This is a genomic window from Paenibacillus sp. UNC496MF (assembly GCF_900113915.1).
Taxonomy (GTDB): Bacteria; Bacillota; Bacilli; order Paenibacillales; family Paenibacillaceae; genus Paenibacillus_Z; species Paenibacillus_Z artemisiicola.
The window spans coordinates 100,125-112,110 of the sequence record NZ_FORE01000004.1 but is presented as its reverse complement, the minus strand read 5'-3'; the positions used below and the strand labels follow the sequence as shown (position 1 = coordinate 112,110).

At 61.1% G+C, this 11,986-nt stretch carries 12 protein-coding genes; all 12 read right to left on the bottom strand.

Going from position 1 to position 11,986, the window contains the following annotated elements; translation table 11 throughout:
* Positions 1-10 precede the first annotated feature (10 nt).
* Positions 11-967, bottom strand: a complete 957-nt coding sequence (locus tag BMZ79_RS00535; protein ID WP_090635666.1) for a polysaccharide pyruvyl transferase family protein — start codon at positions 965-967, stop codon at positions 11-13.
* A 55-nt stretch (positions 968-1,022) separates the two neighbouring features.
* Positions 1,023-1,592, bottom strand: coding sequence for an acyltransferase (locus BMZ79_RS35465; protein WP_305728336.1), 570 nt, complete (start codon positions 1,590-1,592; stop codon positions 1,023-1,025).
* A 19-nt stretch (positions 1,593-1,611) separates the two neighbouring features.
* Complete coding sequence (locus BMZ79_RS00525; RefSeq protein ID WP_090635665.1) at positions 1,612-2,955, bottom strand: oligosaccharide flippase family protein; 1,344 nt, start codon at positions 2,953-2,955, stop codon at positions 1,612-1,614.
* Between the two features lie 30 nt (positions 2,956-2,985).
* Positions 2,986-3,873 carry a glycosyltransferase gene (locus tag BMZ79_RS00520; RefSeq protein WP_090635664.1) on the bottom strand — a complete coding sequence of 296 codons (888 nt, stop codon included), beginning with the start codon at positions 3,871-3,873 and terminating at the stop codon, positions 2,986-2,988.
* Positions 3,870-4,913, bottom strand: coding sequence for a glycosyltransferase family 4 protein (locus BMZ79_RS00515; protein WP_090635662.1), 1,044 nt, complete (start codon positions 4,911-4,913; stop codon positions 3,870-3,872). Before BMZ79_RS00515 ends, BMZ79_RS00520 begins: the two co-directional genes overlap by 4 nt.
* A 6-nt stretch (positions 4,914-4,919) precedes the next feature.
* The gene (locus BMZ79_RS00510) at positions 4,920-6,137 is read right to left on the bottom strand and encodes a glycosyltransferase family 4 protein (RefSeq protein WP_090635660.1); all 1,218 of its coding nucleotides are present in this window, start codon (positions 6,135-6,137) and stop codon (positions 4,920-4,922) included.
* Positions 6,134-7,444 carry an O-antigen ligase family protein gene (locus BMZ79_RS00505; RefSeq protein WP_090635659.1) on the bottom strand — a complete coding sequence of 437 codons (1,311 nt, stop codon included), beginning with the start codon at positions 7,442-7,444 and terminating at the stop codon, positions 6,134-6,136. The genes BMZ79_RS00510 and BMZ79_RS00505 overlap by 4 nt, the downstream gene beginning before the upstream one ends.
* 32 nt (positions 7,445-7,476) lie before the next feature.
* On the bottom strand, positions 7,477-8,733 hold the full coding sequence (locus BMZ79_RS00500; protein ID WP_090635657.1) for a glycosyltransferase: 1,257 nt from the start codon (positions 8,731-8,733) through the stop codon (positions 7,477-7,479).
* A 21-nt stretch (positions 8,734-8,754) separates the two neighbouring features.
* Positions 8,755-9,438, bottom strand: coding sequence for a sugar transferase (locus tag BMZ79_RS00495; RefSeq protein WP_090635656.1), 684 nt, complete (start codon positions 9,436-9,438; stop codon positions 8,755-8,757).
* Positions 9,422-10,321, bottom strand: coding sequence for a UTP--glucose-1-phosphate uridylyltransferase GalU (galU, locus tag BMZ79_RS00490; protein ID WP_090635654.1), 900 nt, complete (start codon positions 10,319-10,321; stop codon positions 9,422-9,424). Before galU ends, BMZ79_RS00495 begins: the two co-directional genes overlap by 17 nt.
* Before the next feature lie 272 nt (positions 10,322-10,593).
* The gene (locus tag BMZ79_RS00485) at positions 10,594-11,238 is read right to left on the bottom strand and encodes a CpsD/CapB family tyrosine-protein kinase (RefSeq protein WP_090635653.1); all 645 of its coding nucleotides are present in this window, start codon (positions 11,236-11,238) and stop codon (positions 10,594-10,596) included.
* A complete protein-coding gene (locus BMZ79_RS00480; RefSeq protein ID WP_177221935.1) occupies positions 11,219-11,977 on the bottom strand; it encodes a YveK family protein in 759 nt (252 codons plus the stop codon). Before BMZ79_RS00480 ends, BMZ79_RS00485 begins: the two co-directional genes overlap by 20 nt.
* Positions 11,978-11,986 lie beyond the last annotated feature (9 nt).

Here is an 11,986-nt window from a genome sequence, read left to right as displayed (position 1 = left end):
TTCCTCCATTCTATTTGCCCGCGGGATCCGCCATCAGCGTCGCCGAGGCGATTCCGCCGGTCCACGTGCGGTAGTAGCTGGCGTTCTTGCCGTACGAGTTGTCGAGCAGAATGTTCGGCTTGTCCATCAGGCACGAGAGGATATGGCCGTGGAGCCTGGACGTCTGCACCGTCTTGTAATTGCTGAACCGGTTAACCGCCTTGTTCACGAGATAGTCCGTGTACTTGCCCCAGAACGAGCTGAGCGGAAGCTTGCCGCTGCCCTTCTGCATCATCTTGTTGAACACGCGGATGGACTTGTGCTCCACGGTGTTGAAGAGCGTGCCCCAGTCCAAGTAATCGCCCTTGCCGGACGCCTCCAGCCGTTCCTGCTCCGCCGTCTTCTCGATGTCGGTGCGCAGGAAGCAGAGCAGCTCCTTGTCCGGCGCGGATTTGGCGCGGATCGGCCACAGCTGGTGGGCCATGTCCGGCGACAGGTGAACCTGGCAGGTCTTGAAGCGCGCCTTCGCCATCTCCTGGGACAGCGTGTCGCGGACGTACAGGTGCAGATCCTTGTGGCGGTTGAACACCGCGGCCGTCTTGTCGAACTCGGCTTGGCTCTTGTAGAAGATCGTCTGCGGCAGCATCACCACCCGGTGCCCGGGGTAGTCGGCCACGATCTTCTCGCGCAGCTTCTGGTGCGCCGGATACAAGTCGCCGAAGTTGCCGCCGCCGTGCAGCACGAGGATATGGTCCTTCGGAATCGCGAGGCCGTCCGGGAAATCCAGCACGCTGTACCGCGCCTGAACGTGGATGCGGTGATCCCTGAAAAACGCTTCGGTTCCTTTCATGATGAGCAGATCGCCGCCGTTCCCGTGCACCGGGTAATCGATATAGTAAATCTTCGAATGCGGCGGGATCACGTTCAAAATGTGCCGAAGCCGATTTTTGAGCTCATCCATCGGATGAGCGAACTGTACGGTTTCCATCAATCCGTCTCCTTCTCCTGTGGGCGTATCTTCTCTCTTCCGGGACCAGGCCCGTTCAAATCTCCCAGCTCACGTTCTCCCGGATGGGCTTCGCCGGAACCCCCGCGACGAGCGCGTAAGGGGCCACGTCCTTCGACACGAGCGAGCCCGCCGCCACGACGGCGCCTTCGCCGATCGTCACGCCCTTCAGGATGGTCGCCTTGCTGCCGATCCACACGCGGTCGCCGATGACGGTCGGCTTCGTTTCCGACATGCCTTCGATGCGGTGCGTATCGGTATCCATGATGGCGACGTCCCACGAGATGGCGCAATGGCTGCCGATTTTGACGTGCTTCTTGCAGATGATCTCGGTCCTGCGGTTAATGAAGGTATGGTCGCCGATCTCGATGACCGCTTCGCTGGAATCCAGGTAAAAGCCCGTGTTCCGGAACAGCAGCACGTTGTCGCCGATGATGAGCTTGGCGTTCCTGGCCTTCGAGACCGTCACGCCGCCCGCGACCCGCAGCAGCCTTCCGCAGCGGTCGACCTTCCGCCGGAACAACAGGCCGAGCGCGAGGCGATACCCGTATTTGGCGTAATCCTTGACGCTTCGCTTCCGTTTGTTCGTAGCCACGTTATTTTTCACATCGATTCCTTCCGTTCTTCTAGGATGGCATGCTGCGCGAGAACCGCTTGAAGAGAAAACGGAGATCGTCTTTGTCGAACACGATGTCGGCGATTCTTACCTTGAACACGACCCGCATGGCCGCGATCGTGATGACGATCCGGATGACAGCGCCGAGCAGCAGGGCGAACGCGATGCCGTTCAATCCGTACAGCGGCGTAAAGACGAAGAACAGGCCGACCGTAATCGCAAGCGCGACGGCTTGCCGGATCACCACCAGGCCGGGACGGCCCATGGCGTTGAACGACGAGGCGAGTATCCACGAGCCGCCGCCGAGAATGCACTCGAGCGAGAGCAGGTAGAACGCCGTGCCGGCTTCCAGAAATTGCGAGCCGAACAGCAAGCCGAGCAGGAAGCGGCCGATGATCATGCCCGGCACGACCGCGGCGGTCATGAGCAGGAACGAAAGCCGGAACGCCCGGCCGACCGTGGCGATGATCTTGTCCTTGTCCATGCCGGTCACCTTCGGGAAGATGACGTTCGAGATAGCCATCTGCACGACGTTGAACACCCGCGACAGCGTGTAGACGACCGTGTACAGCCCGAAGTCCCGCGGCGTCAGCAGCGACAGGATGATGAGCTTGTCGCACTGGCCGTACAGCGTGCCGAGCAGCTCGACGCCGAACACCCGGCCGCCGTAGCCGAACAGTCCCCTGAACACCAGCTTGTCCTTGAACGGCTTGATCCAGTTGAAGGTCAGCTCGCGCCGCAGCCGGAAGAGCGCCCAGAAAATGACCATCAGGCTCGTCGCGCAGTAGGCGATCGACGCGTAGGGAATCGTCAGCTTGCCGATCGCCCACAGCAGCAGCAGGCCGACCAGATTGGAGAGCGGTACGTACAGGCGCAGCCCGTTGTACAAGGTGAACTTGTCCAGGCTCTGCGTCAGCGCGGCCAGCAAATTGACGGCCAGCAGCATCGGCAGCGTCAGCACGGTGTACCACCTGGCCGTTTCGACCACGGCGTCGGAATAGTTGCCGAGCCAGATCGGCAGGAAGATCCAGGCGACGATGCCGACGACGATGCTGACGGGAATCTGGAACAGGAACCCGGCCCGGACGAACTCGGGCGCAAGGCGCTTGTCCGTCCGCATGTTGAAGATCAGCGAGGTCGGCAGTCCGAAGCTGACGAGACCGGACAGCAGCGTCGGCCAGAAGAGGATGGCCGAGAATTCGCCCTTCCCCACGACGCCGAACAGGCGCGCGGTCACGATCGAGGTCAGCGTGCTCAGGACCATGATGAACAGATTGGCGGCGCTGGTGTGCAGAATCGCTTTGAACGATCCGCGTCCGGCGAGCCGCTTCAGGACGGCTTGCAGTTTACCCATGGCTTCGACATCCTTCTTGCGCGTATCGCTTCATTGGTGCATCTTCAGCACGCCTCTGAGCAACCCGTTGTTGTAAAATAATTTGCTGACGTTGCGGAAGATCTTCCGCTTGTCGTAGGCGAATACGATCGTAAGCACGGCGAATACCGGCAGCCTGACGAGCGAGTGCAGGACAAGCCCCGACTTCTTGTTCGAGGAGACCGCCCGGCTGACGCCCTGCCAGTAGATGCGCCGCAGCAGCCACTTCCGGCTGATTCGGCTGCGGGGAATCTTGTGCAGCACCGACGCGTGCGGCGTGTAGAACACGGTGTACTTCTCGCGGATCCGCTCGATGAGCTCGGATTCCTCGCTGGACAGCAGGTTGCTGCCGACCCGGCCGAGATCTTCCCGGAACGGCGCCGTCTCGCCGAACACCGACATGCGGAACGCGACGTTGGCGCCGAACGGGATGTGCGGCTTCTTCATCTCCACGATCTCGTCCGCGTAGTCCAGAATCGTGTACAGCGTCCGGTTCTCTTCCGGCAGCCACTGGGGCTCGCTGCCTTCCCAGGCCGGCTCGATCTTGCCGCCGGCGACGCCGATGCGCTTGTCGAGCTCGAACAGCGCCACGATGCAGCGGATCCAGTCCGGGGACGCGACCGCGTCGTCGTCCAGGAAGAGGATGTACTCGCCCTTCGCTTCGCGGATCGCGCGGTTGCGGGCGACCGACAGGCCCAGCCGCTCCTCGTAGACGTAGAGGACCGGGATATCGACCATCTTGCGAAACTCCTCGACGACCTCCCGCGTGTTGTCGGTCGACCGGTTGTCGATGACGATGACCTCGAAAGGACCGTCGAAATTTTGCTTCATCAGGCTGACGAGCGCTTCCTTCACGTCCGCCGCCCGGTTATGCGTGCAAATCGCTATGCTTGCTTTCATGCGTTCACCTCGTACCTCTTCGTGCCGGTATATACCTGGATCATTTTGCCGGCGATCCGGCCCCAGTCCAATTCCCGGAGCTTCGCCGCGATGTGCAGCTCCGTCTCCTTCGCGTCCATCGCCATCGAGGCGCGAAGCGCTTGGCGCAGGCCGTCCGGATCGTCCGGATCGTACAAGATGCCGCAGCCGTCGGAGACGTATTCGCCGAGCGCGCCGAGCCTCGGCGCGATGACCGGCTTCTTATAGGACAGCGCGAGGATCGCGCTGCCGGAGGTCGAGATTTGCTTGTACGGCAGCACGATCACGTTCGCCGCCGCCAAGTAGTCGGCCAGTTCGTGGTCGTCCACGAACTGCGGATACACATGGATCCGGCCGTCGTTCACGCGGTCGATGAAGTCGAGGCTGTAGCCTTTGTCGACTTTGCCGGCGATCAGCAACTGACTGTTCGCCTCGCCGAGCGCCGCGAACGCGTCGACGAGCTTGTCGACGCCCTTGTACGGGTTGATCCGCCCGATGAACAGGTACAGATACGTATCGGGCGCGATGCCGAACCGCTTGCGAATGTCGGTGCCCTTGCTGGCGTAGGCGTCGACGTAATGGCCGTGCGGCGTCACCACGAGCTTGCCGGGCGACACGCCGAACGTCTCGGCAACCTCCGTCTTCACGGCTTCGCTCAGCACGAAGCCCTTCTGGCAGACGGACAGGATGAACTTCCGCATGACCCGGTCCCAGCGCGTCTTGCCGCTGTGCGGCCACACGTTGTGCACCGTCCAGAACAGCCGGATGCCTCTCGCGCGGTAGAACAGCAGCAGCAGGGCGAAGAAGACCGATTTCACCATCGTCAGCGGGAAGGCCGACGCCGTATACGAGTTGCTCGGCCAGTGCATGTGGACGATGTCGCCCCTGCGCGGCTTGAACGCCGCCTTCTGGTCGTAGTGCTCGACCGTCAGTCCGTTCCGTTCGATCGAGCGGGTGAGCAGCTCGCTGTATTTGTTGTCCGGGCTGTGCTTGGGCCACATGTACACGGTCGGGTTGCCCATGCTCGGCTACCTCCCGTCCGCGGCCGCAAGGGCGAACGCCCGGCCGCTCTGCTTGGCGAGGCCCGCGTACAGGCCGAGATGCTTCTCGAGCAGCGACGCCTTCGTGAAGCCGCCGCAGTGCTTCAGGCATTCCGCCTGCACCCGGCGCTTCTCTTCGCCCGTCAGCGCGTGGTACTCGAGGATCTTCGCCTTGATCGCCTCCGCGCTGCCCGGCTTGAACAGGTACGAGGCCGGGTTCCAGACCGCGTCGGGGATGCCGCCGACTTCCGAGGCGTAGACCGGCGTGCCGACCTGGTACGATTCGATGATGACCCGGCCGAACGGCTCCTCCCAGATCGACGGCACGAACGTGACGTCGACCTGGCCCATGAACGCGCGCGCTTCCTTCGGCGTCACCTTGCCGGTGAACTGAAACCGGTCGTCGCCGCCGCACAGCTCCGCGAGCTTCTCGCGGAAGCCGCCTTCGCCGCAGATCACGACGCGCTCCACGGCTTCCCGCGGCAGCGCCAGCACCGCTTCGGCCAGCTCGCGGACGCCCTTCTCCGGCTCGATCCGGCCGAAGTAGCCGAGGCGCAGCGGCTTGCGGTCGAAGTCCTTCGCCTGGCCGGCGATCTCGCCGTCCACGACGTTCGGGATGACCAGCCGCGCGGCGTTCGGGAACAGCCCGGCGTCCGTATGGCGCCGCAGAATGTGCGACGAGATGCCGACGGCCGCGGCCACCCGCTTGCTGACGCCGCGGGAGCTCGCTTGGTACGTCCGCGCCAGCGCCGGATTCGAGATCGGCGAGCTGACCGGCGAGAGAAGCGAGTAATCGCGGAGCGTGTGCACGATCGGCACGTTTGGCTTCGCCGCCGTCCAGATCGCCGCGCCGAGGCCCGACAGGTTCTGCGTGTGGATCAGATCGGGGCCGATCCGCTCGAGCAGCCCGCGCACCGTCCGGATTTGGACCGGATTGTACAGGTCGATCAGCCGGCGCACCGTCTTCTTCAGCGTCCCGGCGCCGCCGCCTTCGCCGATCCAGTACAGGTTATTGTACGGGAGCCGGTGCACGTTGACGCCGTTGATGACCTCCGTTTCGGTCCCCGCGTGCTTCCGCTGCGGGCCGACGGTCAGCACGTGCACCTCCGCCGCAGCCGTGAGCGTCTCCGCCAGAATTTGCGTCGAGATTTCCGCGCCGCCGATGATATGCGGCGTGTACAGACTGTTAACGATGACGATTTTCATGCGATCCGTTTCATTCCCTTCATGCTCTGCGTATCCGTTGCGGCCGCGAGGACGGCCGGCCGTTCCTGGAAGAACCCGCCGCGGATGAACCCGATGAGCAGCCAGAAGTTCACGAAGGAATAGGAATCGAAATTCATGACGAGCGCGACGCACAGCGCGAACGCGAACTTGGCGTACGGGCTCCTTCCGGCGCTCTTCAGGATCGTGGCCATGAAGCCGCCGATCAGCACCGCGCCGATCAATCCTTCCTCCGCGAATACTTTGGCCAGCAGGTTCCGCGACGTCGCCATGTCCGGACGGTCGAATACGAGATCGGCCACTTCCTTGAACTTCAGCCCGTCGCTGAAATGCCGGAGCAGCAGATCCGCGAATTCCCGGTAGTAAAACCCGCCGCCGACGCCGAATACGGGATGCTGCGCAAACTCGATGAACCCGATCGCCGGAAAATAAACCCGGATGAACATGGAGTTGTCCGTCTTGATCAAGTGATTGAAGTTAAACTGGAACCGCTCGGTGAAATAGCCGCTGACGTGGAACGTCTCGAGCAGATACGGCACGCCGACGGCGACGACCAGCACGCAGACGCCCAGCACGAGCAGCATCTTCCCGCGGTTCTTGTTCGCGATGAGCACGTAGATGAGCATCGCGGTCAGCAGCACGCTGTAGGCGTACGCCGAGAACGACAGCACCAGCAGCACGGCGGTGCCGATCAGGAGCGGCAGCTGCTTGCGGAAGCCGCGCTTGTACAGGAAGAACATCAGCAGGCCGCCGCTCAGCATGTGGATGGCGCCCCATGACGGCTCGCCAGACAGCAGCTGGATCCGGCCCTTGTACACCTTCTCCGAGAACAGCCCGGTGAACGGCATCGAGAAGCCGCTGTGCAGGACCAGCGAGTCCATCAGCTGCAGGAACCCGGCGAAGAGCGGCGGGATGAACGCCACCATCAGGCTCTTGGCGATCCAGCCGATCAATTCGGGATCTTCCTTCGTCTGCTCCGCGATATAAACCGACGTTCGGTACATACTTAGCCCGAACAGAAGCGTTATGACGTGCTTGAAGCTGCTTCCCGTGTCTCCGTAGCCCACGGAGACGATGAGCGAATGGGCGACGCTGTACATCGCGAACGCGACCAGGAAATAATCGCCCGTCTTGAACCGATAGCCGGTAAACAGCAGCAGAAACGAGGCGGCGAACATCGAAAACATCGAAAGCGGCCGGTAGACCGAAAAGTGGAAATACGGCAAACTATCGTACGAGATGACGGCGATCGAGAAGAGAAACAGCACGATGATGAGCTTTCGAACCATGTCGGCTTTCGCTCTGCTGGCAATATACGGCGTTACGATAAGATCAGCTCCATGTTTTTGCGCGTCGCGGAACTGCTGAAGTTGCTGGCCACGTAACGCACCGAATTGCGCGATACCTTCTCGTTCAGCTCGTCGTTGTTCAGCAGCAGCAGCACGTTGCGCACGATGTCGTCGTCCGAATCGCAGACGAACAGGTCCTCGCCGTGACTCGCGTTGATCCCTTCGATGCCGATGTGGTTCGTAACGACCGGCACGCCCCAGGACATGGCCTCGACGATCTTCGTCTTGATGCCCGTCCCGAACAGCATCGGCGCGATCATGAGCGCCGAGTCGCCGACGACCCGCTTCACGTCGTCCACTTCCCCGGTCACGACGACGCCCGGATACGCCTCCTGGAGCCGCAGCACCTGCGGGGTCGGATTTTTCCCGACGATGTAGAACGTCGTGTCCGGCGCCTGCCGCTTGATGCTCGGCCATACCCGTTCGCAGAAGTACACGACGGCGGAACTGTTATGCGGGATGTCCATCTTCCCGACGAACACCAGCTTGTTGCGGTCGTACCGCCGCGGTCCCTTGCCCCGCGCATGGTCCGGCTCGAACTTCATCGGAATGCCGTAGCACGATTCGTGGCGGGTCGTCTTCCGGAAGTTCTCCGCTTCGACCGGCGACGTGAAGACGAGATGATCGAAGCGCGGCGCCACCTTCTTCTCGTACTTGTCCAACAACCGGCTCTCGAACTCGATCAGCCATTTCTGCACGAACTTCATGTCCGCGAGCTTCTTCATGCTGCCCGGCAGCTTGTTCGCGAAGCCGCCGAAGATCGACGGAATGTACTGGAACCATTCCAGCTGCCGCTTATACCGCAGCGACAGCAGGTCGTCGTAGCTCATGACGTGCTGCCCGCCGCTATGCGTCGCGTATTCCGCGACCCGCACCATGTCGTACAGGATAACCTCCGGCTTCTGGGCCTTCACGATCTCCTTGACCTTGCGGTGCGTCTTGCGGGAATAGTAGACGGACACTTGAAGCGGCCATTTGCGCAGCAGCAGCGAGTACACCGCGATATTGAACAGCTTCTCGGGCAAGCCCGGCAGCTCGATGCAGACGAGCTCGTCGATCTCTTCCGGCCGGTCCTTCAAGTACTTCACGTCGTCCACGAACGACAGATTCACGAGCTCGCTGCCCGGATGAAGCTCCTTCATCTGACGGATGTACTGCAGCAGCATGTTTTTGCGTCCGTCCGTGTTCGGGAATGGCAGCCGGTTCGTAATAAACATGATTTTCTTCATGATAACTCCCGTCCCATTCGTTTAAAAAGCGTCCTTCGCCCCGACGAGGAGCTTGAATGTCTTGAATATGATCTTCATATCCCCCGCGATGCTGCGGTTTTGGATATACTTCAGGTCCAGCTCGACCATCTGCTCGAAGCTGAGGTCGTTGCGGCCGCTCACCTGCCAGAGGCCGGTGCAGCCGCCCGTCACGGTCAAACGCAGCTTGTCGTATTCCGTGTACTCCGCGACTTCGCGCTTCAGCGGCGGCCGCGGTCCGACGAGCGACATGTCGCCGCGCAGCACGTTGATCAGCTGCGGCAGCTCGTCGATGCTCGTTTTGCGGATGAATTTGCCGACCTTCGTGATGCGCGGGTCGTCCTTCATCTTGAACATCGCGCCCTGAATTTCGTTCTTGGCGAGCAGTTCCTTCAGCCGCTCCTCCGCGTTCGAGACCATGGAACGGAACTTGAACATGCGGAAGGGCTTCTCGTCCTTGCCGATCCGGGTCTGGTAGAAGAACACCGAACCCTTCGGATCCTCCAGCTTGATGCAGAGGGCGACGAGCAGAAAGAGCGGCAGGAAGAACACGAGGCCGAACAGCGCGCCCGCAATGTCGATGACGCGCTTGACCACGAGGTAGGACAGATCGCTCTCCTTCGTCAGCGCAAGCCGGAACGAATCGGAATCGGTCACGACCGCCTCGCGGTCATACCGTTGGGCCATGTTGTTCACTCACTTTCTCGCGTTCGAGTATTCCCTCCAATTCTTCGATGAGGGTATAACGGAGCTCGCTGTTGCGCAGCGCGAACTCGATCGTCGTCTTGATGAAGCCGAGCTTCTCGCCGACGTCGTAGCGGATGCCTTCGAAATCGTACGCGTACACGCCCATGTCTTCGTTCAACTTCTGAATGGCGTCGGTCAGCTGAATCTCGCCGCCCGATCCGGTCTCGTGCCTGCCCAGGTACTCGAAGATTTCAGGGGTCAATACGTACCGGCCCATGATCGCCAGGTTCGACGGCTCTTGTCCCTTCGGCGGCTTCTCCACGAAGCGGTTCACCTTGTAAAGCCGTTCGAATTTCTCCAGCGGATCCACGATCCCGTAGCGGTCCGTCTGTTCCGGCCCGACCGTCTGGACGCCGATGACCGATTTTCCCGTTTGCTCGTATTGCTCGATAAGCTGCCTCGTGCAAGGTATGTCGGACTGCACGATGTCGTCGCCGAGCAATACCGCAAACGGCTCGTCGCCGATGAAGTTCCGCGCGCACCATACGGCATGTCCCAGTCCTTTCGCTTCTTTCTGACGGATATAGTGGAGCTCCACGTTCGAGGATTGCTGAACCTTCTTCAAGATGTCCAGTTTTCCTTTTTCCAGCAGCGACTGTTCGAGCTCGAAGGCAATGTCAAAGTGATCTTCGATAGCCCGTTTCCCTTTGCCCGTGACGACGATAATGTCCTCGATGCCGGACGCGATGGCCTCTTCCACGATGTACTGGATGGTCGGCTTGTCGACGATCGGCAGCATCTCCTTCGGCATTGCTTTGGTTGCGGGCAGGAACCGTGTGCCGAGTCCGGCCGCTGGGATAATCGCTTTTCTCACTTTTTTCATATGTCTCACCCTATCCGTTTTTTTTCTATGTGTTCTATGTGTTTTGTCTATCATGGTGCTAAAAACACGAGCTATGTTTTCTCTTGTGACGAGTAAACATAGCTCGTACTTTTAGATCGATCATAGAGCACCGGGCATTCAACCCGTCCTCACGTCATACCCTTGACGATGAACGTCTAAGGTCGGTTGACCCACAGCATGACCGAGTGCCTCCGATGATAAAGGAACAGGAGACATTTCCTGACAGCCGGCCGGGCGGCGCGCCCCTCCGGTTATCGATTGACGTTCGTCAGAACCGCGCCGATGATCTTGGCTTTGCCGTAGTCGAGCGCCGCTTTCGCTTTCAGCGCCGTTTCGTTCTTCACTCTGCCCGCCTTCATGACCAGGACGACGCCGTCGCAGCGGCTCGCCACGACCAGCCCGTCCGAGAGATCGGTTACCGGCGGCGTGTCGACGATGACGATGTCGAATTGCTCCTTCGCCGCCTGCAGCAAAGCCGAGAAGGCGTCCGAATCGAGCATTTCCGACGGATTCGGCGGGATCGGCCCGGCCGTCACCGCGCTGAGATTCGGCACGTTCGTGCGCTGGATCACTTCGTCCAGCTTGCCGTGCTTCATCAGCGCGTTGCTGAGCCCGAGCCGGTTCGGCAAGCCAAACAGCTCGTGCAGCGCCGGCTTGCGCAGATCCGCGTCGACGACCAGCACGCGGCGGTTCGCCTTGGCGTACGTCACGGCCAAGTTGGCCGCGGTCGTGCTTTTTCCTTCGCCGCGCAGGGAGGACGTGACCGAGACGGTTCGGTATTCTTCGCCGCCGCCCGAGAATTCCAGGTTCGTCCGCAGGCCGCGGAACGCTTCGGAAATCGCGGAGCCCGGATGCGTTTCGACGATCAGGCTGCGGTTAAGCGTCGAACGAGACATTTTCTTTCCCTCCTGCCAAATTCGTAATCTGCGCCTTCGGCCGGCGGTCGGCCAGGTTATGGCGCTTCGCCTTCGGAATCGCCGCCAGCGCGGTCACGCCGAGCAGCTCCGCGACGTCTTCCTCGGTCTTCACCGTGTTGTCGAGCTGGTCGAGCACGAAGGCGATGCCGATGCCGATGAGCACCGAAACGATGAACGCGACCATGATGTTCGTCGTCGGGTGCGGGGAGAGCGGGCCCGGATGCTTCGTCGTGTCGGCCGGGTTCAGGATCGACACGTTGTCGAGCTTCATCAGCGTTTTGACTTCCTGCTGGAACACCGTCGAGACCGCGTTCGCCATTTTGGCGGCCCGCGTGTAGTTCGTGTCCGTCGCGGAAATCGTCATGACCTGCGTGTCGCTGACGGAGCCGACGGATACCCTAGCGATCAGCTCGTCCGCGCTGGCATGCAGATCGGGAAACCGCTCGGCGACCTTCGACATGATGCGGGGCGTGCGGACGATCGCTTTGTACGTCTTGATCAGCGCGATGTTGGAGTTGATGGCGCCGATGTCGACGTTCGTGGCGTCCGCTTTCGGATCCGTCAGTTGGCCGCTTACGATCAGCTGGGCGGTAGCTTGATACTGAGGCTGCAGGAAGTGGTTCGTGTAATAGCCGACGGCGGTGCAGCTGACGATGACGATCAGGGCGATCAGCCACAGCCTTTTCTTAATAAAACGCCAATATCGCAGCAGTTCCAAGATGCATCC